The following is a 22,558-nucleotide window of genomic DNA, read 5'->3' as shown; positions in this document are numbered from 1 at the left end:
ACCCTTATGCGATGTCACAATCGAGATCGCCGGGACCCAGCAAACGCTACCCAGCCATATCCCCGAAGAGTTCCGCCACTACCTCAAGACCGAACCGGGGCACTAGCCGCGTCAGAAGTCAGGTCTATAGTAGCCAGCACAAAAAGTTGTAGTAGGTTTCCTCGGCTAACAAAAGATGTCAAAGTCCCAACCTGTCAATCCATTCCTCAGAGCGCGAGAAGTGGGATTCAAATTAACATCCCGTTCTATTAGACAGTAGAACAGTGAATACGACAGTCCTTGCGACATTCTCTGTTCTAACAATGCTGTTTATTTTTGCAGTTCAAACCACATATCGGCGGAGGATGGGGGAATCTCCACCCTACCCTTGTGACCTGCACATTTGTCAGTTGTAAACTCTAGTTCCCTTATATGTCCTAAACACCCCTTTAGGGGACATAGAGATAAGGGATTTAGTTATGGATGCAGGGTATCAGGTGGGAGCCGCCAAGGTCGAGGCTTTACAGGTGAGTCTTGGCGATTACGACGCGTTGGAAGGAATGAATTTCGCCAATCGGCGTGGCGCATTAGCTCACGATGTAGCTATGGCGGTCCGGGAAGTGGTGGAGCGATTCGACGGCGTGGACACATACTTACTACATCAAGAGATGAGCCGTGCAGTTGATCAGTATTTCAAGGATCGTAGCTTAGGGCCACGAACAACAGCCGGTGACGTGTTAGAACGCCTCGACGCGGTCCAAATGTTTCACTCTGAGACTGGCGATGCGCTTGGTTCTCTGGCGGAGACGATTACTGGCAGTGACGCTGCTTGTATCGCTACCGCATGGGACTCACGCCTAGACAAGCAAGGCTCACTATCGGTTGAGGAACAAGTAGACCTAGCCCTGGCGGTGCTCAACGATGACCTGGATAACCGTGAGTCTTTCCGTATGGAGGTACTAGGCGAAGTAGACACGCTAGAACCCGACACGGTCCGGGTATGCACGCTGGATGATGAGCGCGGCGCGCTGCTCATCCTTGAGCCCTCTGGGATCACCATGACCAGGCGCCAAGCAATTGGACTATTACAGGCCTTGGGTAAAGGTATTGGCGTGTTGCATGACCGGGAAGCTAACAGTCTGGCCACGCGTGCCGGGGCGTGGGTAGCCCAGCACGTCTCCCCGGAAGTGAAGTCTGCTGATGAGCGCAATATCAATGTTGCTGTGGCCGCCAGGGTCGAGGCTCTGGCAAAAGAGTGCGACCTGTCTGATAGTGAACTGATCCAGGTGATTGGCTGTGATGTGGACACTTTCAAACGGCTCATGGTTGGGGCTGCGCCCTGGGACTTTGAACAAGTCGGCCGCATAGCAAGCCGGTGCGGGGTAGACCCCTTCGCACTAATCACCGGGGCTGCTAAATGATCTGACACCAACCAGTCTCAAAGGGGTGTCCATTGTGTGTACCCCCCTTTGGGGCGAGTAGGTAGCAGATCACCACATGCCACTGGTGAATGTTCCGAGGCCGCTGGAGTACGTCAGGCCATAAACGATAGTGGGCGGTATAAACCTTCATAACCTTGTAGACCGCTGCAAGGGGACAAGGCTTTAGCTAGGCGTTGTCTAAGCCATACATGACTGCGACTGCCATTGTGGTAGCCGCTAGTTGGCGTGGCGCAAATGCTTGGAGAGCGAAGGCGGGGCCAGCGGGCACTTTGGGGCAGTGGGACACCAGAAGAACCAGGCCCATAGGGCACCGCATAGAACACCCAGAGCTGAACCTCCATAACGGACATTCAGGCCTAACCGACCATCTTCATCATGGCGATCCAAAGGTAGTCGCGAAACACGATCCCCTTCCCCGCATCCTTATCAGCAGACCCACTGAAAACAATCTCTATGCCGATGGGGTGATTTAGAATCATCCCCTTGCCGATGAGGTAGCGAACCACTACCCCACAAAGGCATGGGCGTAATGACCACACCTTCAGCCTGGTGCAGATACTCTTGCAGCTCGAAGCGCGTTCCAGATCGCTTGGGGACGATGGAAATATCATGCGCGTTTTCCTCACGTGACATACAAACTTCGCGGTCGCAGCAAACTCAACGAAGATCGCGTGATGACTTGGGCAACAGTAAGACGAAGCAATCGGGTCTGCTACTGGGATGATTACGATGTTTACGTTCGTGATGGATACAGAAATGAGCGAGACTTCGAAAAGATGGCACTTAACATTGACGGTGATCTTCCAGCTTCAGCATGGCGAGAGCTTGCATCCTTGTTCCTCAAAGAGCTTCAAGTTCCAGAGATCAATGCCGATTAATCGTTTTCAAGGCTGCTGTTGTTTGGCTTCACTGCTAGACTGAACACTGTTTCCACCGGCTTCAATGCTGAAGTGAAAGCCCCAAAGGGGTGGGGGGTGACTCCCCAACCGTTTGCCCTGATAACCGCCGGATAGCAGCTCTGAATGAGCGTGCGCTGATGCTCTGTGTTTTTTGGGCTGATTGTGGACATTTGGGGCTACTTCTGCGGCGTTTTTAGAGTTTTCTTGCTTTCTGGTGGCACTCCCTTGTTTTGAGGCCGTTAGAATCAACCGACCTCTAGTTTCGTGACACGTACCTGGTCAAAGCGCATTTAGCCTGGTATTATGGGGGTATGGAACGGCACTGTGAGCATTGTGGGAAGGCGATTATTGCCGCTGCGACTGGTCGCCCGAAGCGTTTTTGTGGGCAACGGTGCCGGAAGGCTTCTAATCGGGCTTTAGGGGTACCGCGAAGGCTCCGATCTGCTGACAGGTGGATACGCCACTACAAGAAACGTCCCCTAACTGTTACGGGCCGTGCGGCGTCAGTTACGGCCCCATCTACCTGGTCTAGTTTCACTGCGGCGAAGGCTTCCACTGCGGGCCATGGCCTCGGATTCGTGCTAGGCGACGGTGTTGGGTGTCTAGATTTTGACCACTGCTTCACCAACGGCGTGCTCGATCCGAAGGTGGCTACCCTAGTTGAGTCTTTGCCTGCGACGTGGATGGAAATCTCGCCATCAGGGGATGGTCTTCATGTGTGGGGGTTGATCCCAGAGGACCACGGCCGCGTTCTCTACCGCGATGGCGTCAAGGTTGAACGCTACTCGACGGGTCGTTACATCACGATCACCGGCAAACGCTACGGGAACGGGCCACGAGAACTAGCTGACTTATCTGAGACGCTTTCCTGGTAGCAAGAAGGGGCGGCGCTGGTGCCATACCCAAACGCCGCCCCATAATGCAGGTTCACCCCCGGAGGTTTAGAGGGGGCTCCTGCGGTCTATTCACTTGCCAGAGTGATCTTCTGTACTGCTTCAGCGTGCGGGTAGGCGAACCCAACGCGCATGATTGCCCGTACTGCTACCCGGTCACTGGTGAAGAACACGGACTCATCGACCGCGATTTCTGTGCCTTCCCGAGTAATCACGAGGACGCGGTCACGGGGGATTCCCCAAACGGTGCCGGGAGTGACTGCCGGGCTTACCAGTAGGGGCACTCCCTGAAGTAAGCGCTGTGTGGCCTTGGTTGGGTCCACTCCAAGAAGGGGACGGTTGGAGTCGGCCTGGTCCTTCAGTGTTGCCAACACTTTGGCATCCTCTGGGTTAGCAACAAAAGAGGTGATAACCGCGCCCTCCTGTTCCGCCTCGGCGATAGCTTCAGCGAACGGGTCTAGGTTGGTCCACGCTGTTGGCGCTTCCACCTCGTTGATCCCGGGTACTCCTTCGAGGCCAATGGGACCATTGACGGTAGTTGATCCGAAGAATGCAATATCGACTTGGCGGGCGATGCTCCTAGCTAGACCATCACCAACGATCTTGGAAGCTGCGGGCGAAGAATCATTCGCTAGTTCTCGGCTGATAACCGACAAGCCGGCCACCTTCTTGGGTATGACAGTTGCTTCCCCATACTTACCTTCAGTGACCGCGATTTCTTCGCCTTCAGCTACCCATCCCGCACCCGCGTCCTTACCAACGATCGGGACGTGGAACTCACTACTACCAGTCGAAATATTCTCGGCCACCTGGTAGGCAACCGCGCCAGTTTGTACCGGCTGGACAATAAGATTCCCGTATTCGGGGGGAAGGAAACCACTGACATCATCAGTAGTTGTCAAAAGAGTGTTGTTAGTAGGCATTCTTAGCCTTCTTTCCGGTGGCAACAAAAGGGGCCACCACGTTGAACTGTAAATAACTGTTCACTGGTGGCCACGGGCCAAACCGGTGTGCCCCACGGGGGCTACCTGAGAGAACGAACTGGGCCACGGGCCTGGTAGAACATCTCTCACCACATATTCTACCAGGCACCGCGCCCCATTCCTTAGTGGCGTCTCTGTAGTGCCCTTTGCCATGAAGGCATCTCTTCGTACCCTCGTCCACTCCCGCTAACAAGGGAAGTGGGAATCAATGCCGGTACAGGACGATTGCTCATTGCCCGCGCCTTGAGTCTTAGTCCGTTCTCCTGGACAATCACATCCGCTGCTTCCATAAGGCCATCCATGTCTAAAGTGCCGTCCTCCGCAAAATGAGCACCAGCATCTAAGCCCAACTTGAACAACGCTTCAGGCGCGTCCAAATGATCCTTCAACACGTAACTGACCACTGACTGCTGCATCCCGACTACTCGTTCTCGCAACGCGTCCCGCTCCGCCTCAGTCTCACGAAGACGAGTCCGATACTTCGCCGCCTCCGACCTACCCTTAGGCTGCTCCTCCTCCACCACTTCCGAAGCATCACTCTCTACTGGCGCGTCTGTCACAGACTCATCCGCTACCGGCTCTACCTCAGACGTCTCGACTTCCAAAACTTCCTGACTCTCCACAATTTCCTCCTGGTTCACTACGCAACTCCTTCTAAATCGATTTCCATTTGCTTTACTGCCTGTCTGGGCCGCATTCCGCCCCATACTTCACACCGGTCTTTCTCGTGTTCCAACGCGTACGCACGGCACTGCTCGACCACGGGACACTGCCAACACTCCTTAGCGGCGTATTCCTGCAACGTGCTGTTCGTGGACTGCCACGCACCACTACGGGGACCACGGCAGGGAATGTCCAAGCGGTCCCCAATCTGGCGCATAAGAGCATCATGAGCCACCGCGCGGGCCTGGTCCTTCATTGATGGGAGGGCCATCATGCCACCTCTTTCTTTTGGCATTTGGAGCACTTTCCGCCCGTGAGGTTGTGGGATTCGAACGGGATATGACAGCTGGTGCAGTCAGTCCACTTGTCAGCATCGGCATAGGTGTGTTTGGTATCGTTACCCGTTACCGTACCCTGGGGGCGGGTAACGGGTAACGCTGAGCTAACGTCCCTGTTACCCGTGACCGGGTCACTACTCGGTAATGAGGTAACGTTGCTATTCTGCGCTTTGAGCCATTTGAGAGCTGCTGCGGCCCGGTCCTGTCTGATACCTAATCGCTCGCGTGCCTCCCTGACTGTTTCCGGGGGCGGGTCCAATGCGAGTATGGCCGCTTGATCATCTGCCGGGGGTGCTTCGCTGGGGTTGCGTTGCCCGTCTTGTGGGGCGATCACTGCCCACCGCTTCGGCCCTTCTGGGTAGAGACGGAAGGTGCCCGCCAGTGGTTCCTTGTCTCCCGTTGGCCGATGCTCACGTAGCCCGCCGTGACGGTCTTTGGAGATCGACAGGTGCGCTGAGCCTCCCTTGCCAGGGGTGAATTGGTCGGCAACTTTCACGCGGATAGACACACCACCAACAGCCCGCTTTTTCGCCGCTGTTCCCGTTGATCCCATTTGTCGAGATTCTGCACCTTTGGCCAAGTGGTCGATTAGCAGGACGCACGCGCCAGCGGTAGCCATAGGTTTAATGACATTGGTGTGAACCCGCGTGAAATCATCCGGGCTATTCGACGAAGCTCCATACAGGGGTAGAACTTCTCCCAAAGAATCCACCACGACAACAGCGGGTTTCCACTGCTTCAGGTCGGCAACAATCGCGTTTAGGTGTGGCCCGTCCTCTGGTTCTACGTACCGGAATAAGTCAGGATTACTGAGTTGTTCCGGGGTTGCTCCCAGGTCATACAGGCGTCGGATTGTGGCAGCGGCACCGTTGTGGTCAAGGTCGATGACGATGCACCGGCGACCGACAGCGAGGGACTCCACAACTGCGGCGAGAGCTAACCATGTTTTCCCTGACTCTGGATCTCCAAAGATCAAGTTCACCTGGTTTGCGTAGAACAAGCCGATCCCGTCATCACATTGGACCGCTACCGGCTGTGGGGCAGGCGGCATCTTTCCCGACAGGAACTTAGCAACATCAAAGTAAAGCGGCTGGTTCATAAGCCACGCTCCACTTCCAAACGTCGCGCCTTTGCCGCGCGTTCCGGCTCTCCACGAAGGTCACACATTTGGGCGAAAGAACGTCCACCAGTAAGGCGAAGGTTGGCGCGGTTTACTGCTACCGCCTGGCGTTGCAGCTCCGCGATCTCTTCGTTAGCTTCCAACATGCCAGCGGTGTAACCGTCCTGGTAGCCCTCGTCATAAGACGTTGCACAATGATCCAAGCGAATAATGTTGAAGTCGTGGCGTCGTTGATGTGCTCCAGCGTCCCCGTATTCCAGTGCGGCGCGATACCAAGGCGTTGGCAGATCCTCCGGGAGGGGCGACCAGATCAGTGGCGAGTCTGGCCAATGTTTGGAATACCTCGGGGCCGGGGCTTTCAACGTTCCGGCCTTGATCTGGGCTAGAATAGAGTCATCCAACGGATAGCTAAACACTTCGAGATCGCCGCCCTTGCCCCGGGCGGCTTTTTCATTAGGTGATGTCACCGAACACCACCAGCCAGCTCCAGATCGATCTCAACGATGTTTGCTAGCGGGGTTACGGGCCTCATGGCGGCTTCAAGGTCGGCGGGCTTGATACGGATCCCGCGACCAAACTTGTATGCCTTCAACTCACCGCGCGCAATCATTCGGCGCAGAGTCTTTTCAGATGACTTAGTGAGTGATGCAGCTTCTTTGAGTGTCAGAGCTTCCACTGACATAGAAAACGCCTCCAGGGTGTGATGTATCCACACACCCGCAAAGGCGTCTTGTTTCCGATCCTCACCGGAACGGCACGGAGTGGCCCCATGGGGTCACTAAAGGTCAGTCTAGCATTTTACCGCCCCGGAGTGCGGCTAGTGCATTGTTCTTATCCAATTTCTTTCCGAGCGTTCGCAGATCGATCTTGTGAAGTCCTGCCTGCATTAGTTGATTTAGACAGTAATTCATGGTTTCCATTCGAGCAGATGCCTTTTCTCCGCAGCGACCGCATTCGAGTTCGTAGCGAGCCGCTGTGATTGTGCCATCGCGAAAGGCTCCTTCAAGTTCCGGCAATTCATGCTTCATGTAGTTAAGTGAGCGTCGTGTGGGGCCCGTGCTTGCGCCAAAGTCGAAAGTCAATGGACGGTCTTGTGCGCCTCGTCGCCTCTTTCTCGATTTCGATAGCTCTCTTTCCGAATAACGCCACGGGTTAGCACGGTCTATCTCATCTTGGTCATAGAACTGGAGTTCAGTTATATGTGCATCCCGCCCCTTATGGTGCGGGTGTGACCTCATGTCGCAGACAATGCGGATTGTGTAAGGCTCTTCACTCATTCCTCTACCCCTTCCATGATGTCGTTGAGTCTGGCGGTGAGTATTTGGTCCCGCTCTAGGCTGGAGTGTTGGTATCTCTGGGCTACGTCGGCGTCGCGGTGCCCACCTCGGCGCATAATCTCGGTTTGTGTGGCACCTGCCTGGGCGTAGACGGTTAGGCCGAAGTGTCGTAGCGCGTGAAAGTCGGTGCCGGGGCGGATCTTTGCGCGGGCTTCGTTCCACCGTTTCCCTATCGAGTTGTGGCTCATGGGTCGGGCGCTGTCAATGGGCGAGTGGAACACTGGTGCCTCTGGATTGGGGAGTACGTAGCGGTCTAGGTGTGCTTGCACTTTCCTAGCCAAGGCCGCGGGCACCACAACAGTGCGATAAGAATCATCCTTCGGGGGACCATACGCCGGGGGTTTAGCTTTACTGAGCCATTGGCGTTCAATAGTGACCGTGGTCTTGCCAGGCTGGTCCAGGTGTTTGAAGTCGCCGCGCTGTAAGCCAAGGACTTCACCAACTCGAAGGGAACACCAGGCGGCTAATAGGACCGCTAGGCGGGTGTCTGGGGGCATCGCTGCTGCTAGGCCGTTCACTTCTTCCAAGGAAGGAACTTCTTCGTCCTGACGGGCGTTTGAAGTGCCTTTGCTGATTTTCAACTTTACCGGGGACGCTTCGAGCCCTCCTGCGCCGATCTCGACGGCGGCGTTGAACATGGCGCGTAGTGTTCGGGCGACGTTGCGGGACGCTCCTGCACCACTTTGCATGGCGGTGGCGACACAGTCCTCAATGTCGTCGGGGGTGACCTCAGTTAGGGGCTTATTCCCAAGGCCGGGAAGAATATGGCTGTTTACTGTGGACTGGTAGCTAGCGATTGTGCCCGGCGAACGTGGCTTTGGGCCAGTGGCGAGTGATTCGATCCATGTTTGCGACCACTGTGCCACGGTGACATTGCGAGCGGCGTTAGCGGCGCGCATGGCTTTGAGTTGGCGTCTGCGCTCCACCGGGGGCACGAAAGTGCCAAGGATGCACTCTGCCTGGTACTTGTGAAGAGCGAGCTTCGCTAGCTCCAGAGTCTCGTAAATACCGCACTCGTATTGGCGTCCCTCGTATGACACTCGAACGCGATAGTTTCCCGTGCGCATGGTGATGCCTCGGGGTAATCCTTTGCCTTTGCCCTTGGTTGCTTTTCGTGGAGATCTGGTAGCCATTTTTCGTCTTTCGCCTTGACTAATCCCGAATGTATCCCTAGACTCTAGTCTAGCAGTGACCATATTTGGGCGCTAGTGTCCACAACAGAATATGTGCAGGTTGTTGAGATAGCAACGAAAAACCCCGGAACCTCAACAGATCCCGGGGCTATGAGCGGAGGATGGGGGATTCGAACCCCCGAGGGCTTGCACCCAACCCGCTTTCCAAGCGAGCGCCATAGGCCACTAGGCGAATCCTCCGGTCGCGCTTAACGCGCCCTGACATAGTACCTGTTTATCCCCGTGAAGGTGAAACTGGAACGGCGAGGGTATCGTCACAACACAAAAAACCCTCTCTCCTCGGAAACCCCGATCCGCTTACTTCCCTAGTGAATAGGAATCGCTAAGCTTTCAACTACCTCGGCGCCAGGTAGTGCCTTCAAGACGTTCGCTGACACTACAAGCTTGGATTTCCGCAGCCCAGAACCAATGCAAGCCCACCCTTCAGCAGTGCGCGAGTCCAACAGAATACGCCAGTTTTCAGGCAAACCTATTGGCGTAATTCCGCCATATTCCATCCCGGAACGCTCGACAGCTATGTCTTGAGACATAAACGAAGCCTTGCGAACATCAAGAGTCGCTTTGACAACATGGTTGACATCAGCCCGGGTCGTAGCACGCACGGCGCAGGCTGCAACTCTCTCCTCTCCCGCTCGTTTTCCACTCACGAGAATGCAGTTCACTGATAGCTCAAGAGAAGTCCCCAGAGTGGCCGTCATAACATCTGTGTCAGCGATGGAGGGATCTATCTCTGCGACGAAGACCTCGGCAAGCAAGCCGGAATGCTCTTCTTCCAATGATTTCAGGGCTTTTTCAACTACGGGGGCTACCAAATCCAGTCTCTTAGAGACAGGCACCAACTCAAGATTTCCGACCCCAGGAATGTCCAACATCTCTCTCCCACTCGTCCAGTGACATCAACCGTCGGTGCCCCAGTGTAGACTTGTACTCGGTCCCCCGCGTGACGGTATCACCTGAACCTCCCCAGGGCCGGAAGGCAGCAAGGATAGGGCTGCTCTGCCGGGTGCGCGGGGGACCACTATCTTATCTCTAGCGAGGAGTGAGAGTGGCGCAAGCCCTATACCGTCGATACCGCCCAGACACTTTTGCGCACCTGGTTGGGCAAGACCATGTCACCGACACTCTCCGGGCAGCACTCGATGGTGGCCGCGCCTCGCACGCATATCTCTTTTCTGGACCGCGTGGATGCGGGAAAACGACGTCGGCTCGAATCATGGCGCGCTGCCTCAACTGTGCTGAAGGCCCCACATCAACTCCCTGTGGCACGTGCGAGTCCTGCATTGAGCTTGCTTCTGGTGGCTCCGGTTCCCTCGACGTGATCGAAATGGACGCGGCTTCAAACCGTGGCATCGATGATGCTCGCGATTTGCGTGAACGTGCCGAATTTGCCCCAGTTCGAGACCGCTATAAGGTCATTATTTTGGACGAGGCGCACATGGTCACCAAAGAGGGTGCCAACGCACTTCTCAAGTTGATTGAGGAACCTCCCGCCCATGTGAAGTTCATCTTTGCCACCACCGAGCCGGAAAAGATGCTGCCCACTATCCGCTCTCGCACTCACCACTACCAGTTTCGCCTGGTGCCCCCGCAGGTTTTACGCCCTTACCTAGAAACCATCTGTCAGCAAGAAGGCGTCCAGGTCGAACCCGGGGTGCTAGACCTGGTCATACGGGCTGGAGGTGGCTCAGTACGGGACTCTCTTTCAGTGCTGGACCAACTCCTCGCTGGTGCAGAAAATGGGTCACTCCCTTACGCACGTTGCGCAGCGCTCCTTGGATATACCGACGCGAACCTTTTGGACGAGGTGATTGACGCACTTGGTGCTGGGGACGGAGCGGCAGTCTTTACCGGCATTGAAAGAGTCACCTCGTCTGGAGTAGATCCCAAACGATTCGCAGAAGATCTCTTACAAAGACTCCGCGATCTTGTTATTTGTGCATTAGCTGCCGACCAAGCTTCCGCCATTTTGCCTCACATCGCTGACGATCAATTGGCCCGCATGAAGCAGCAAGCTGAGCAGTGGGGATCACGTTTACTCTCACGCAGAGCTGACATAGTCGAAGAGGCATTAGCCAACATGGTCGGGGCAACACCGCCTCGCCTCATGCTGGAACTCCTCATGGGGCGCCTCTTGGTTGCAGGGGTAGCTGAAAGCACTCCCACGGTGCAACCAACCCCGCCAGTTGCCGCAGCGCCACAAAGTCGACCAACACCTGTTCCTGCTCCTGTGGTGTCCCAGCCAACAGAGACAAGCACGCCACCCGCTGCCACACCCCAGCCTCGCGCCACTCAGGCCGCCCCAGAACCGACACCTAGAGAACCTCAACCTGCAACTCACGCTACCAACGCCAACTTTACGGCTCAGTGGGACCGCATCGTAGACGAGGCGAAGAAGCTCTCGGCCATTGCCGGTGCCATCATCCGAGATGCAAAAGCGACCGTATCAGGCACAACGGTGTATGTTTCTTTGGCCGGACCATTAGCATCTCGTCTACCCGCCAATCGGGAAAAAATTGAACAGGCCATCACCACCGTAATGGGGCCAGGATGGACGTTATCTGAGGGGGCACCACCTGCAGACCCAAAAGTCCCAGCGCCTGAAGCGGCGCCGCATCCAATCGAAAAGTCCCAACCTGCGCCGCCACATTCTTCTGAGCCAGCACCACCTCCTCCAGAACCGGCACCAGTCTTAGAAGACCCCGCTCCCTACGATGAGGCACCCCCCATGCCTGAGCCTGAGGAGGACCTCCCCAGTGAAGATGACCGCGATATTGAGGCACCCCCTCCCCCAGGAGTTCCGCAAGTGCTCAGTATCCTCGGTGGAACCATTGTGGAAGAACGAATAAAGGAGGCCTAAATGTATGAGGGGGCTATTCAAGACCTTGTTGACGAACTGGGCCGACTTCCTGGAATCGGACCCAAATCGGCGCAGCGGCTCACTTTTCATCTCCTCGCACAAGAAGAAGATGAAGTGCAAAGCCTGATCAACGCTCTCCAGGCGGTCAAACGTTTAGTAAAGACGTGTGAGGTGTGCGGAAACGTTACAGAAACTGAGGTCTGTTCCATCTGCTCTGACCCGCGGCGCGATCAAGGTGTTATCTGCGTGGTTGAGGCCGCACAGGATATTCAAGCATTGGAGCGTACCCGCGTCTTTCGCGGTCGCTACCACGTCCTTGGTGGTGCCATTGATCCACTTAGCGGCATCGGCCCTGATCAGCTTCGAATCAGGCAACTTTACTCGCGCCTATCCGATTCTGGAATCACCGAAGTAATCTTGGCAACTAATCCCACAATCGAAGGCGAGGCGACCGCCACCTATATTGCGCGACTACTAGCGCCTTTAGAGGTAACGGTCTCCCGTCTCGCCTCAGGGCTGCCTGTGGGCGGAGACCTAGAATATGCTGACGAGGTTACGCTCGGGCGAGCCCTTGAGGGACGTCGCCAGGTTTAGACTGGGTCGCCGTCCTGCGCGGCAATATCAGCGCGAACCTGCTCCATATCCAATCCCTGAATTTGCTTGATGAGATCTTCAAGCGCAGGTGCTGGAAGAGCTCCAGCCTGACGGAAGATCGCAATCCCCTCACGGAACGCCATCAACGTGGGAATCGACGTTATTTGTGCTCCTTGAGCCAATTCTGTCTGAGCGTCAGTGTCGACTTTGCCGAAGACAATATCTGAGTACTTTTCAGAAGCCTTTTCAAAAATGGGGCCAAACTGGCGACAAGGCCCGCACCAGGAAGCCCAAAAGTCTAAGAGGACAATACTGTTGTCGTTGATTGTCGACTCGAAATTGTCCTTGGTGATTTCAACGGTGGCCATAGCGGTTCCTTCCCCTCTATTTCGTTACCTCAACCGTTTCACATTTTTCTCCAACACTCCACCCGAAAGCATCAGCAATCGCCTCAACTATCGGCCAGTTGGTCGGAAGCCAAGGAAGGGTATTCAAGTCCTTGGGCGCACACACGACAAGTCGGGAATGTACTGCTGTGAGCTGCGGATTTTCCGAAGCTTGCGCGGCCCACACACGCATATGACGTCCATGCAAAATCGGCCAAGCCCCATTAGTTGGACCAGGTATTTCTGCTCCGAGCATGATGCCAGTATTCAGCTCCTCGCGTATCTCGCGAATAAGAGCATCTTCAGGTCCTTCCTGGGTTTTCACTTTTCCGCCGGGTAGTTCAAACATCCCCTTGAGCTCTTCGGGGTATGCGCGCGCCGCACACAATAGGCGCGTGGGTTGCTCAAGGGAATCGACAATTGCCGCTGCAACTACTAACTGAGAGTCAGGATCCACAGCGATTAGCCTACCCAACTAGGGCTCACCCACTTACGTGCGGTACCCCACTGCGTCTAGCTGCGGGCAATGTGGCGCGAAGTAGCTCTGACTTGCTAGACTCATCTGGTCGCAAGACGTGCGGGCGTAGTTCAATGGTAGAACTTCAGCTTCCCAAGCTGACAGCGCGGGTTCGATTCCCGTCGCCCGCTCCAACGGCTCAGTTTCAACGAAACCGAGCCATTCTTTTTACCCAAAACCAACAAAACCCACCTGCACAAACACACCAACTCTACACATTGGTCTACACATTCTTTCACGGTACCGTGGAGGTATTATGCAGCGCCTTGCATCTGTTTTAGGAGAACCCGCCGATACGCGCGCACAACCCACTTAGGAACCTCCAACTCGTGAGCAATGCCGCCCGTATGGTAACCAACGTGAGTCTCGGCCCATTTAAAGTCAGCAGGGTTAATAAGAGCCAGTGCAACATCTTCGTCAATGGCCTTCTCAACCTTGGAGCACTGGTGCCCGTTATCCATCCGCGCCACATGACCACATTCGTGCAGGAGCGTGGGCAGCCGATACATGTGTGGCATTCCTACTCTCAATGTCACTAGCCGCCACTCTAGAGAATAGAAGCCCCACATGCCCCGTGGAAGCTCTGCATATTCAACCCGGATTCCCGACTGAGCTAGACGCTCGATCACTTCATCTTCGCTGATCCCGTTCATGATGTCGATGGTAGGGGTCAGCTCCGACAAGTCAGATTCGAGTGTTTCCATCCAGCTCTTCGTCTGGGTCTTCCGGTGCGCGTTTGGCTGCAATCCCCATCGCCTCCAAATCTTCCTCAGAATAAGACGCTTTGGGAACGACCTTGAGGCCTACTGGCTCGCCGTCCCTAATTGCGTCAGCGAGGATGTTAACGATGCGCCCCATGGTTATCCCACGCGTGGCTTGGGGGAGTTCCATAATGAGGGGTTTGAGGATCGCCCACCATTCGCGCAACCATTCAGGCTCTGCGTCCTGTGGCTGTAGGTCGAGAACGAGCATTGCCGCCCAGAGTTTCTCTGCCTGGGGAATACGGTTCCCGTTCTCCATTGTCGAATAGGTGTTGAGTGCGATCCCAGCTTGCTCAGCTACTTCTGCTTGCGTGAGACGCGCCTTGACGCGCGCCTCTTTGAGCATGTTCGCGTATGTCATACGCTCTTGCTCTGACATTGCAGGAGCTTTAGGCAATTCTTGCGCATTTCGTTTCGTTGACATGCAAGAATAATACCCACTCTTGGGTATTTAGTGCAACTCAACTCCCAAATGCGCGTTTCTGGGTTGCGTATTTATCGCAACAGTGACTACACTCTTGGGTATGGCAGAGATGGCAAATACCCCAGGCAAGTCACTCAGAGTCTTGCGTATGAAAGCGGGTCTGACTCTCGACCAGGTAGCTAAAGAGGCTGGCGTATCCGCCACTCACCTAAGTCGTGTGGAGACAGGGGCGAAAAAGGCGACCCCGGCGTGGCTCGGTGCAGTGACTGGAGCAATTGCAAAAGCCCTTCTTAGCGATTCTGAGTCAGAGGAGGCCGCATGAGTGTTCAGCTTCCAGCTACTCCCGCGCTGATGAGCGTTAAGGATTTTGCGCAGTGGCATGGGATTAGTGAGTCCGTGGTCCGTGAGTGTTTGAACGGCACCGCACGCAACTATCCACCATTGCAGGCGAAACGCACCAAGCCCGGTAAAGGCGGGCTTATTTATATCACCGCAGAGCAGGCCGCCGAGTGGCGCGCCAGCCTCCCAGACGCTTGAAAGGCGGCCCGTATGTTTCCTCCGATTTTTGTTTCGCTTGTTGAGTCTCGCCCGACTGTCCGGTTTTTGCTTCTGGCTGCTGAGGCGCGGTCCCAGGGTCTCGTGTCACTGGCCTGCGCGATGGACGCAAAGGCGGGTGCGTGACCATTGTTTTCCTCCTCGGTTGGTGACACAGCTGGGGAGGAATCCCGTTTGGGGTACACGAAAAATCGCCCCCGCTGCAACGAGGGCGACCAGATGAAAGGAAAATCTTATGCAAGACCTTATACCATTCGACTTCCAGGGTAACGCATTGCGCGTAATCCTGGTAGGCGGTGATCCTTGGTTCGCACTAGCAGATGTGTGTACTGCACTAGACCTAAGCAACCCCTCACAAGTCGCTTCACGGCTTGATGAAGATGCCCTCATTACTAATGAGGTCATCGACTCCATGGGAAGACCCCAGTCCGCGCGGTTCGTCTCCGAGCCGGGCTTGTATGAGGTGATTGCTACTAGCCGCTCACCAAAAGCCAAGCCGTTCAAGCGCTGGTTGTTCTCCGAGGTCCTTCCTAGCATCCGCAAGACGGGCAGCTATGGTAAGCCCTCCTTGGACCTGACGAGTTTGGATAGTATTTCTGCCCTGCTTGATGCGGGTAAGGCCGCGTTGAATCGGGCTATTGAGGCTGAGGCTCGCGCGAAAGTGTCTGAGGAACGCCTCGATGTGATTGAGGGCGGCAAAGGGTTTGCTCTGCGTGAGTTCCATAAGCATTATTTCCCTGACGTGCCTGAACGCCAGTTTTTCGAGCTGTTGTATAAGCGGCATTTGTTGATTGACCAGCGTGGGGCGCGTGGTCGGGACGCCAACGGGAAGCTCAAGAACGGCAAGCAGCACAAGCACCCAGGCTATGCGGGGAAACCGTACTTCTTTCTTGACCCATACATTGACCGGTTCGGTGACTGGTTTTATAACACGCGGGTTCGCCCTGGCCGCCCTGAAACGGAGCTGGTGAAGCTCCTCGAAAAGTGGGGACTTCCCTCTAACCAGCACAAACTACCGGAGATTGCAGCATGAAACGTCAAAAACTGTACGCCGTGGACATGGCGGCCTACCCGCCAGAAGCTATTGAGTGGAAACGCGAGGCGGAGTGCGCCGAGTGGGAGCTTGAAAACTATGAGGTTGTGGCTGAGGAAGTGCGCGATGGTGAAAACTGGGTCGGCTTCTACAAGGGGTTCACTCCCGAGGGTTGGGCGGAATATGCGCTAGACAAGTGGCCTAACTACGAAGAGGTCATTGACGGGGTGGTCCACTATGTGAAGCCGTTCTTTTGGCCTAGCACGGACAAGGTGTTCCGCTCCAGGTCCGCAGCTCAATACCGCGTTGACCTGATCGAACGGTGGGGCGGCCAGGCTGTCCTGCTGGAGTGTGAGCCGGAATGGGTTCCGGTGGCGCAGGCGAATCGGCATCGCAAGATTGAACGCTTGGAGGCGCAGGCGGAACGCGCGGAGGAGAAGGCTCGTGAGCTTCGTACCCGCGCGGCCCTGCATGCGCAGATTGCGTTCGCGGCAGAGCATCATCCTGAGCTGGTCCCGAGCATGGAGGCTACCGCCGCACGCGTCGAGAGTGAGGCGTGCTGATGGCGATTCGTGAGGTGACGTTTTACCAGGTGCAGTGTGATCGGTGCGGGCTGGTGTGTACGGATTATGGGGATTTTTCGGCGATGTTTTATCCGGATGAGGCTATTGAGTGTATGCCTGAGGATTGGGTGTCGTTTGGTGGCGGCGTGTTTTGTGACGCGTGTGCTGATACTGCGGCAATCGTGTCGCGTTTGGATGAGGCTCTGGAGCGCGCGAAGAGGCAGCCCGCGCTTGGTGACCCTGACGACGCGCTCGAGTCGTATGGGTTTCCTGAGCCTCTGTGTGACGGGCGTTTGCATCCGGTGATGGCGGGCTCACTACGCATCCACATGCAAATATCGAGGAGCCGATGATGGGCGCCGTGTTTTGGATGGTTGCGATTCCTGCGTGTTTCGCGGTGATGGCTGGTGTGGAGGCCGTGTGGGATCGGTGGATTCGGCGTCGCGACCAGCGTGTGTGGTCTGAGGGCGCATCGGCGATGCGGGCCGCGTGGGATGTGGACGGCGAAATTGTGGAACCTACTAACCCGTATGCGGGAGGTGACGGCCGATGACGCAGTGGATTACAGGCGAGTTGCAGCGTGAGGCTATCCGCGCTGGTGATGGGTGGGATCGGGTGACAGTGGAAATGCGGGGCAGTGATGGTCGCGCTGTCATCAATCTGTCCCCAGATGACGCTATCCGTTTGGCTGATCAGATTGATCTGGCTGTACGCGCGGTGAGAGCGAGGCAGCAGTGAATCCCCAGGCTGAGTGGGAGCACATGACTTTTCGTGGGCATGAGGCCACAGACGACACAGTAGACGATTTCGACATTGACACACTGCGCTACGAGCAGCAGGTGGACGACGACTTAGTAATAGAAAAGGAATACGGGCAATGAGCACTAAAGATCATGCAGCGAAATTCAGGAAGCTCGCTGACGCAATGGAAAAAGCCGACTCGAAAATGCAGAGCTGGTACTCCTCCGACATGGATAAGGAGCCGTACGTATCAATCGACATGGCGAACGAAGCGGCTGCGACAGCGCTCAAGGATGCGCTTGGAATTGACTCCCCCGCCAGCTACTACTCAACCTGCCGAGAAATGCGCTTTGAACTGGGAGCTATCGGCCTCAATGGCTCTATCGCTTATCCGGCGATCACTATCCCCCGTGCTTGCGAATACTGCGACCAGAAGCACGACTGCACGCACATTGACGGCGAGGTGGCCTAGGTGGGCGACATGGCAGATCAGCTAGAAGAAGCGATTGAGTGCGGCTATTCCCCGATTATGGAGGACGAAAATCAGGGATATGTGGGGCGTCGGTCACCAAAACAGAGAGCGCCGAAGATGCGCCGCCGGTCTCGCAACATCAAAATCTACGACGATGTTGTGCAGGGTACGGATGAGTGGTTGGAGTTGCGTCTGGGCATTGTGACCGCATCCGTGATTGGTGCGCTACTCACACCGGGCGGGAAAGCCTCTCACGGCGAGACGGCACGGAAACAGCTTTTACAACTGGCAGCTGAGCGTATCACTGGGCGCGGTCCTGAGCCGCTAACGGGCCGTGCGATTATGCGCGGCCATTTGGACGAGCCGCTAGCACGCCAGTATTACGCGGACAATTATGCGCCGGTCCGTGAGGTTGGGTTTATCAAAATGGTCGAGCCGGATTTTACGTTGGGTTATTCGCCGGATGGGCTGGTGGGTGATGACGGCCTAATCGAAATCAAATCGCGTGACCCCAGGATTCAGGTGTCCACGGTCCTTGCTGATGAGCCACCAAAAGAGAATATGGCGCAGTTGCAGACGGGCCTGTACGTGACCGGACGCGACTATATCGACTACGTGTCGTTTGCCGCTGGAATGCCGCTCTACGTGAAACGCGTCCTGCCTGACCCCGACTGGTTTGAGGCTATTGAGGCCGCCGCGTTCTACGCCGAAAAAGCGATCACACAGATGGTCGACACCTTTAACGAGCGCATGAAAAACGCGCCAGCAACCGAGTACGTGAATCACTTTGAAGACATTGATATGGAGGGGTTCTGATGGATATTTCATCCACGATTGAGCCAAAGTCGGACCAGCTAGACGCGGCAGAACTGACTGAGCCGCGAACATTCACTATCGACCGCGTGAGTAAGGGTAACGCTAAACAGCCCGTAAACCTGCATCTCGTTGAGCTTGGTGGGCGCGCATGGAGGCCATCAAAGAATGTCCGTCGTGTCCTGGTAGCAGCATGGGGTAAAGACGCCAGTAAATACGTCGGGCGCCGCGCACGTCTCTATTGTGACCCGACTGTGCGTTTCGGCAAGGAGGCTGTTGGAGGGGTGCGTATCGAAGCCCTGAGTCACATTGACAGGCCTGTTACGACGGCGGTTATCGAGTCGCGGGGACGCTCGAAAATGGTTACCGTCCAGCCCCTTATTGAGCAGGCTCCTACTGCCCCGCCTGCCGTGTCTGATGAGCAGATCGCGGCGGCTACGACGGTGGATGAGCTACGCGCGTTGTGGGCTGGTGCGGACGAAATCCAGCAGCAGGCAATCAAGGCGCGCGTCGCCGAAATCGAGGGAGGCCAGGCCTAATGTTTGAGCGTCATTCTGTGTTTACGCCGCGTCAGTCGCTGATGGATGCGCCACTGCGGTTGCCGATTGGGCACGTGATTCACCCTGACGAGGACCCGAATGCGGTGTTTTGTGAGCATTGTGGTGCCGACCTGAAACTCAACTATTACGGGCCGCCGAAGCCGCTTCCCGCGCGGTTCCTGGAATGCGACTGTGGTGGTGATGCGGCGTGAGTGAGTGGACGACTAGCGCGTTGTGTGCGCAGGTGGATGCTGAGTTGTTTTTCCCGCCGGATGGTATGCGCGGTGAAAAACTCGAACAGTGGGAGCACGACGCCCGCCAGGTGTGTCGTGAGTGTCCTGTGCGCCGCGAGTGTTTGGACGAGGCAATGCGCCACGAACACGGTAAGGGCCGCGCGTATCGGCATGGCATGTGGGGTGGACTCACACCCGAACAACGCATCAGCCTAGAACTCGGCGTCACTCTCCGGCGTTTACCACTGACAGGCACGACAAGAAAATGTGCCGGTGAGAACTGCGCCCGTGTGTTGCGGCCAGGACGCAGTAGCGCAGACGACTATCCGGGCACGTGGGAGAACCGGGGTCATGGCATGTGTCCACGCTGCTGCACACGCTACTACAGAACCCGCCGCGCCCAGTCAGAGTTGGGGAGGGCCGCGTGAGCCGCAAATACTCCCCCACCACACTCGCACGCCTCGACGCCGCAATCCGCATCTGCCCAGACTGCGACCGGCGCGTACTCGACTGGACCACACACCAATGCGTAAACAACGAGGAGGAGGCAGCCGCGTGAGCGTTTATTACGAGGATGATTTTGTCAGGCTCTACCACGGGGACTGCCTAGAACGCCCCGAATGGTGGACCGGAGCCGACGTAATGGTGACAGACCCGCCATATTTTGGGGTGAAGCCCGACGCGTGGGACAACCAGTGGGGAGGCGCAGACGAATTCCTGGCTTGGATGGGCGAATGGCTACAAATCGCCAAGTCCGCATTGCCAGCCAATGCGTCAATCTGGATCTTCGCATCCCCGCAGATGTCAACCGCGGTTGAAAACGAAGTTGGCAAATGGTTCCGAGTTCTCAACAACGCGCGCTGGGTCAAAGATGTCAGCAGGCTTAATAAAATCGATCTCAGTCAAGCGAGGTCTTTCCTCTCGCCGTGGGAGGCCGTCATCTTCGCGGAGCAATTCGCCGACGAGTACGGCGAACAGGCAAAAGCTCTGCACCGCGAGGTGTTCGCGCCCCTCGGACGATACATGCAAACCGAATGGGAACGGGCGGGGTGGAAGGCAAGTCAGCTCGGCAAGGCCCTTGGGTACGACGGTGCGCTACCAGTTCGGTGGGCAGAGGGCTCTTCACTGCCAACGAAAGAGGCTTATGAGGCTGCCCGGGAACTGCTGAACCAGGATGGCGGCGAGTATTTGCGACGCGAGTACGAGGAATTGCGACGCGAGTACGAGGAATTGCGACGCGAGTACGAGGAATTGCGACGCGAGTACGAGGAATTGCGACGCGAGTACGAGGAATTGCGACGGCCGTTCAACATCCATAGTAGAGACCTCTCGACTGACATTTTCCGCTTCTCGCCGGTTGCAGGCTACCCGGGGAAACACCCCTGCGAAAAACCACTGCCACTTATGGAGCACTTGATCCGCAGCTCATCCCGCATCGAGAACACGGTCATTGACCCGTTCGCTGGTTCTGGTTCGACCCTGGTGGCCGCTAAACGCCTGGGACGTAAAGCCATCGGCGTGGAGTTGGAAGAAAAATACTGTGAGATCGCGGCTAGGCGGCTATCTCAGGGTGTCCTGGAACTGTGGGAGGTGGGAGCGTGACGCGCTTATATGTGGCGGGCCCTATGAGTGGCCTACCCGAATACAACTACCCCGCATTCCACGAGGCTGCACGTGAGCTACGGGAGGCGGGCTATGAGGTACTAAACCCCGCCGAAAGCAACCGGCCCACCTCGGACCCCTGGCAGCTGTTTATGCGCGACGCCATCGGCATGCTCATCCAGGCAGACGGGGTAGCGCTATTACCGGGCTGGTCAAAATCGCGGGGCGCCTGCATCGAGATCAAACTCGCAATCGATCTAGGCATCGAGATTGCCACTCCGAGCGCCTGGATCAAGGAGGAGGCGTGAGTACGCTCATGGTCCCGATAAGCCCGGATGAGTGGCTACTACAAAACCACCGCGTGCATTATCAGGCAGCCAGCCTGAAACGTGTCGCGATCAAAAACAAAACCGCGTGGCTCGCCAAAACCAACCTAGAACCAGCAAAAGGCCCCGTCGCAATCTACGCCCGCGCCTACATACGCACCGGCCCACTCTGCGACGCAGACGCAATCGCACCCATGGTCAAAGCAGCCATAGACGGCCTCGTCATCGCAGGCATCATCCCTGATGACACCGGCGAACACGTCCCCTTGGTCGGCTACGGCAGGCCAGCTAGAGACCGCACTTTGAAACCCAAAATGCACGCGTTGCAGTTGGTCCTCACCGACCAATACATCCCATTCTGAAAGGAGGTAGACGTGGCTGATAAGCGCGCTTGGGCGAAGATCGACACCGGTTACATGTTGAATCCGAAGTGGTTTCACGTCGAGCGCCATTTACGATCCGTTCTACGATCCGTTGAACCAATCGTTATACGAAACGCTATACGAACCGCTCGTGAGGCACATCTTGCGTCAATTCTGTATGCGGCGCAAAACCTCACCGACGGGTTATTCCCTGTGGACACAGTCAAGGCTCTTGCGGTTGTCCAAACCGACGAAGAAGAGGCCGCGATCACTGCCCTTTTTGAGGTGGGATTGTGGATCAATCATGCAGGTGGAATGGCAGAAGTGCATGACTATTTGGAGCACCAACAGAGCGCCGAAAAAGCCAAGCAACTGAGCGCTGCGGGACGTGCTGCGGCAGAAGCTAAGAAAGCGAATCGTTCAACGAATCGTTCAACGAATCGTGTAACAGATAGAAAGATAGATAGAAAGAAAGAATTACTTAAAGCGCAAGAGGCGCAATTTGCCTCAGAGTTTGACGCATGGTGGGATCACTGGCCCGTCAAACGCGGCAAAACAGAAGCGCGAGACGCTTTCATCAATGCCCGCTCCAGAGCAGACCTAGAAACACTCACTGCCGGGGCTGACCGCTACGCCGCATGGCTCAAAGCAAACCCCGACCGGTCCCCGAAATACGCGCAGGGATGGCTCAACAAAGACCGATGGACCGACGACCTGGGGCTAACCCCCACCACGTCTGATCCTCGCCAGCAGCGCATCGAGGCCCGCAAACAGTCGGGTGATATTCCAATCCCACCCGAACTTTTCAAGGTAGACGATCCGCTCGCGTGGCGCGCCTGGCAAGACGCCTTCCTCGCCGCTATCGGCGACGGAGCAGATGACCAACAAGCCATAGACACAGCAAACCAACAGACAGGACGATAAACATGGCAT

The 22,558-nt window shown here is 56.2% G+C and carries 35 protein-coding genes, 2 tRNA genes and 1 other RNA gene; 24 read left to right on the top strand and 14 right to left on the bottom strand.

The window, feature by feature from the left end; all coding sequences use genetic code 11:
* Window positions 1–458 precede the first annotated feature (458 nt).
* From FYJ24_RS07230 to FYJ24_RS07215, 4 genes are all read left to right on the top strand, one after another.
* Window positions 459–1,400, top strand: coding sequence for a hypothetical protein (locus FYJ24_RS07230; RefSeq protein ID WP_154544997.1), 942 nt, complete (start codon window positions 459–461; stop codon window positions 1,398–1,400).
* A gap of 209 nt (window positions 1,401–1,609) precedes the next feature.
* Window positions 1,610–1,894, top strand: a complete 285-nt coding sequence (locus FYJ24_RS07225) for a hypothetical protein (RefSeq protein ID WP_154544995.1) — start codon at window positions 1,610–1,612, stop codon at window positions 1,892–1,894.
* 153 nt (window positions 1,895–2,047) lie between these two features.
* Window positions 2,048–2,299, top strand: a complete 252-nt coding sequence (locus tag FYJ24_RS07220) for a hypothetical protein (protein WP_154544993.1) — start codon at window positions 2,048–2,050, stop codon at window positions 2,297–2,299.
* A gap of 332 nt (window positions 2,300–2,631) precedes the next feature.
* Entirely contained in the window at window positions 2,632–3,195 is a 564-nt protein-coding gene (locus tag FYJ24_RS07215) for a DNA primase (protein ID WP_154544991.1), read from the top strand.
* 86 nt (window positions 3,196–3,281) lie between these two features.
* Here the strand turns inward: FYJ24_RS07215 and FYJ24_RS07210 are convergent, their stop codons facing one another.
* The 10 genes from FYJ24_RS07210 to FYJ24_RS07165 form a co-directional block, all read right to left on the bottom strand.
* The gene (locus tag FYJ24_RS07210; protein WP_154544989.1) at window positions 3,282–4,136 is read right to left on the bottom strand and encodes a phage major capsid protein; all 855 of its coding nucleotides are present in this window, start codon (window positions 4,134–4,136) and stop codon (window positions 3,282–3,284) included.
* Between the two features lie 182 nt (window positions 4,137–4,318).
* A complete protein-coding gene (locus FYJ24_RS07205) occupies window positions 4,319–4,837 on the bottom strand; it encodes a hypothetical protein (RefSeq protein ID WP_154544987.1) in 519 nt (172 codons plus the stop codon).
* Window positions 4,837–5,133 carry a WhiB family transcriptional regulator gene (locus FYJ24_RS07200; protein ID WP_206192577.1) on the bottom strand — a complete coding sequence of 99 codons (297 nt, stop codon included), beginning with the start codon at window positions 5,131–5,133 and terminating at the stop codon, window positions 4,837–4,839. Before FYJ24_RS07200 ends, FYJ24_RS07205 begins: the two co-directional genes overlap by 1 nt.
* Window positions 5,130–6,296 (bottom strand): AAA family ATPase, encoded by a 1,167-nt coding sequence (locus FYJ24_RS07195; RefSeq protein WP_154544983.1) that lies wholly within the window; start codon window positions 6,294–6,296, stop codon window positions 5,130–5,132. The genes FYJ24_RS07200 and FYJ24_RS07195 overlap by 4 nt, the downstream gene beginning before the upstream one ends.
* Window positions 6,293–6,784: a hypothetical protein gene (locus FYJ24_RS07190; protein ID WP_154544981.1), complete on the bottom strand. Its 492-nt coding sequence runs from the start codon at window positions 6,782–6,784 to the stop codon at window positions 6,293–6,295. Before FYJ24_RS07190 ends, FYJ24_RS07195 begins: the two co-directional genes overlap by 4 nt.
* On the bottom strand, window positions 6,781–6,999 hold the full coding sequence (locus tag FYJ24_RS07185; RefSeq protein WP_154544979.1) for a helix-turn-helix domain-containing protein: 219 nt from the start codon (window positions 6,997–6,999) through the stop codon (window positions 6,781–6,783). The genes FYJ24_RS07190 and FYJ24_RS07185 overlap by 4 nt, the downstream gene beginning before the upstream one ends.
* Before the next feature lie 103 nt (window positions 7,000–7,102).
* The gene (locus FYJ24_RS07180) at window positions 7,103–7,594 is read right to left on the bottom strand and encodes a hypothetical protein (protein WP_154544977.1); all 492 of its coding nucleotides are present in this window, start codon (window positions 7,592–7,594) and stop codon (window positions 7,103–7,105) included.
* Window positions 7,591–8,787: a tyrosine-type recombinase/integrase gene (locus tag FYJ24_RS07175; RefSeq protein WP_206192576.1), complete on the bottom strand. Its 1,197-nt coding sequence runs from the start codon at window positions 8,785–8,787 to the stop codon at window positions 7,591–7,593. The genes FYJ24_RS07180 and FYJ24_RS07175 overlap by 4 nt, the downstream gene beginning before the upstream one ends.
* Before the next feature lie 155 nt (window positions 8,788–8,942).
* A tRNA-Ser gene (locus FYJ24_RS07170) sits at window positions 8,943–9,027 on the bottom strand.
* A 125-nt stretch (window positions 9,028–9,152) separates the two neighbouring features.
* Window positions 9,153–9,719, bottom strand: coding sequence for a YbaK/EbsC family protein (locus tag FYJ24_RS07165; protein WP_154544973.1), 567 nt, complete (start codon window positions 9,717–9,719; stop codon window positions 9,153–9,155).
* Window positions 9,720–9,774: 55 nt separating this feature from the next.
* Between FYJ24_RS07165 and ffs the strand changes: the two genes are divergently transcribed.
* From ffs to recR, 3 genes are all read left to right on the top strand, one after another.
* Window positions 9,775–9,870: signal recognition particle sRNA small type (gene ffs / locus FYJ24_RS07160), an RNA gene on the top strand.
* A gap of 22 nt (window positions 9,871–9,892) precedes the next feature.
* Window positions 9,893–11,704 (top strand): DNA polymerase III subunit gamma and tau, encoded by a 1,812-nt coding sequence (locus FYJ24_RS07155; protein WP_318656579.1) that lies wholly within the window; start codon window positions 9,893–9,895, stop codon window positions 11,702–11,704.
* Window positions 11,705–12,298: a recombination mediator RecR gene (gene recR / locus FYJ24_RS07150; protein WP_154544971.1), complete on the top strand. Its 594-nt coding sequence runs from the start codon at window positions 11,705–11,707 to the stop codon at window positions 12,296–12,298. It begins immediately after the preceding gene.
* On the opposite strand, the gene trxA is transcribed toward recR, so the two are convergent.
* Window positions 12,295–12,666: a thioredoxin gene (gene trxA / locus FYJ24_RS07145; protein ID WP_154544969.1), complete on the bottom strand. Its 372-nt coding sequence runs from the start codon at window positions 12,664–12,666 to the stop codon at window positions 12,295–12,297. The genes recR and trxA overlap by 4 nt on opposite strands.
* A 16-nt stretch (window positions 12,667–12,682) precedes the next feature.
* Window positions 12,683–13,141, bottom strand: coding sequence for an NUDIX domain-containing protein (locus FYJ24_RS07140; RefSeq protein WP_318656578.1), 459 nt, complete (start codon window positions 13,139–13,141; stop codon window positions 12,683–12,685).
* 120 nt (window positions 13,142–13,261) lie between these two features.
* Here FYJ24_RS07140 and FYJ24_RS07135 point away from each other — a divergent pair.
* A tRNA-Gly gene (locus tag FYJ24_RS07135) sits at window positions 13,262–13,335 on the top strand.
* Window positions 13,336–13,455: 120 nt separating this feature from the next.
* On the opposite strand, the gene FYJ24_RS07130 is transcribed toward FYJ24_RS07135, so the two are convergent.
* Window positions 13,456–13,905: a hypothetical protein gene (locus FYJ24_RS07130; RefSeq protein ID WP_154544965.1), complete on the bottom strand. Its 450-nt coding sequence runs from the start codon at window positions 13,903–13,905 to the stop codon at window positions 13,456–13,458.
* The gene (locus tag FYJ24_RS07125) at window positions 13,886–14,386 is read right to left on the bottom strand and encodes a helix-turn-helix domain-containing protein (RefSeq protein WP_206192575.1); all 501 of its coding nucleotides are present in this window, start codon (window positions 14,384–14,386) and stop codon (window positions 13,886–13,888) included. The genes FYJ24_RS07130 and FYJ24_RS07125 overlap by 20 nt, the downstream gene beginning before the upstream one ends.
* A 100-nt stretch (window positions 14,387–14,486) precedes the next feature.
* Here FYJ24_RS07125 and FYJ24_RS07120 point away from each other — a divergent pair, with 100 nt between their 5' ends.
* The 16 genes from FYJ24_RS07120 (at window position 14,487) to FYJ24_RS07045 (ending at window position 22,549) form a co-directional block, all read left to right on the top strand.
* A complete protein-coding gene (locus FYJ24_RS07120; protein ID WP_154544963.1) occupies window positions 14,487–14,708 on the top strand; it encodes a helix-turn-helix domain-containing protein in 222 nt (73 codons plus the stop codon).
* Window positions 14,705–14,923, top strand: coding sequence for a hypothetical protein (locus tag FYJ24_RS07115; RefSeq protein WP_154544961.1), 219 nt, complete (start codon window positions 14,705–14,707; stop codon window positions 14,921–14,923). Before FYJ24_RS07120 ends, FYJ24_RS07115 begins: the two co-directional genes overlap by 4 nt.
* A gap of 253 nt (window positions 14,924–15,176) precedes the next feature.
* On the top strand, window positions 15,177–15,974 hold the full coding sequence (locus FYJ24_RS07110) for a BRO-N domain-containing protein (RefSeq protein ID WP_154544959.1): 798 nt from the start codon (window positions 15,177–15,179) through the stop codon (window positions 15,972–15,974).
* A complete protein-coding gene (locus FYJ24_RS07105; RefSeq protein ID WP_154544957.1) occupies window positions 15,971–16,537 on the top strand; it encodes a hypothetical protein in 567 nt (188 codons plus the stop codon). Before FYJ24_RS07110 ends, FYJ24_RS07105 begins: the two co-directional genes overlap by 4 nt.
* Window positions 16,537–16,890 carry a hypothetical protein gene (locus FYJ24_RS07100; protein ID WP_154544955.1) on the top strand — a complete coding sequence of 118 codons (354 nt, stop codon included), beginning with the start codon at window positions 16,537–16,539 and terminating at the stop codon, window positions 16,888–16,890. Before FYJ24_RS07105 ends, FYJ24_RS07100 begins: the two co-directional genes overlap by 1 nt.
* Window positions 16,887–17,090: a hypothetical protein gene (locus tag FYJ24_RS07095; protein WP_154544953.1), complete on the top strand. Its 204-nt coding sequence runs from the start codon at window positions 16,887–16,889 to the stop codon at window positions 17,088–17,090. The genes FYJ24_RS07100 and FYJ24_RS07095 overlap by 4 nt, the downstream gene beginning before the upstream one ends.
* A complete protein-coding gene (locus FYJ24_RS07090; RefSeq protein ID WP_154544951.1) occupies window positions 17,087–17,275 on the top strand; it encodes a hypothetical protein in 189 nt (62 codons plus the stop codon). Before FYJ24_RS07095 ends, FYJ24_RS07090 begins: the two co-directional genes overlap by 4 nt.
* A 139-nt stretch (window positions 17,276–17,414) precedes the next feature.
* Entirely contained in the window at window positions 17,415–17,750 is a 336-nt protein-coding gene (locus tag FYJ24_RS07085) for a hypothetical protein (protein ID WP_154544949.1), read from the top strand.
* Between the two features lie 9 nt (window positions 17,751–17,759).
* The gene (locus tag FYJ24_RS07080) at window positions 17,760–18,566 is read left to right on the top strand and encodes a lambda exonuclease family protein (protein ID WP_206192574.1); all 807 of its coding nucleotides are present in this window, start codon (window positions 17,760–17,762) and stop codon (window positions 18,564–18,566) included.
* Complete coding sequence (locus FYJ24_RS07075) at window positions 18,566–19,102, top strand: hypothetical protein (RefSeq protein WP_154544947.1); 537 nt, start codon at window positions 18,566–18,568, stop codon at window positions 19,100–19,102. Before FYJ24_RS07080 ends, FYJ24_RS07075 begins: the two co-directional genes overlap by 1 nt.
* Window positions 19,102–19,314, top strand: a complete 213-nt coding sequence (locus FYJ24_RS07070; protein WP_154544945.1) for a hypothetical protein — start codon at window positions 19,102–19,104, stop codon at window positions 19,312–19,314. Before FYJ24_RS07075 ends, FYJ24_RS07070 begins: the two co-directional genes overlap by 1 nt.
* Window positions 19,311–19,763 carry a WhiB family transcriptional regulator gene (locus FYJ24_RS07065; protein ID WP_154544943.1) on the top strand — a complete coding sequence of 151 codons (453 nt, stop codon included), beginning with the start codon at window positions 19,311–19,313 and terminating at the stop codon, window positions 19,761–19,763. Before FYJ24_RS07070 ends, FYJ24_RS07065 begins: the two co-directional genes overlap by 4 nt.
* 127 nt (window positions 19,764–19,890) lie before the next feature.
* Window positions 19,891–20,937 (top strand): DNA-methyltransferase, encoded by a 1,047-nt coding sequence (locus FYJ24_RS07060; protein WP_206192573.1) that lies wholly within the window; start codon window positions 19,891–19,893, stop codon window positions 20,935–20,937.
* A complete protein-coding gene (locus FYJ24_RS07055) occupies window positions 20,934–21,245 on the top strand; it encodes a DUF4406 domain-containing protein (protein WP_206192572.1) in 312 nt (103 codons plus the stop codon). The genes FYJ24_RS07060 and FYJ24_RS07055 overlap by 4 nt, the downstream gene beginning before the upstream one ends.
* On the top strand, window positions 21,242–21,625 hold the full coding sequence (locus FYJ24_RS07050; RefSeq protein WP_154544939.1) for a hypothetical protein: 384 nt from the start codon (window positions 21,242–21,244) through the stop codon (window positions 21,623–21,625). The genes FYJ24_RS07055 and FYJ24_RS07050 overlap by 4 nt, the downstream gene beginning before the upstream one ends.
* Window positions 21,626–21,637: 12 nt before the next feature.
* Complete coding sequence (locus tag FYJ24_RS07045) at window positions 21,638–22,549, top strand: hypothetical protein (protein WP_154544937.1); 912 nt, start codon at window positions 21,638–21,640, stop codon at window positions 22,547–22,549.
* The last annotated feature ends 9 nt before the right edge of the window (window positions 22,550–22,558 follow it).

Source organism: Scrofimicrobium canadense (genome assembly GCF_009696615.1).
Classification (GTDB): Bacteria; Actinomycetota; Actinomycetes; order Actinomycetales; family Actinomycetaceae; genus Scrofimicrobium; species Scrofimicrobium canadense.
The sequence above is the reverse complement of the archived record's forward strand: the minus strand, read 5'-3'. Positions and strand labels throughout refer to the sequence as shown.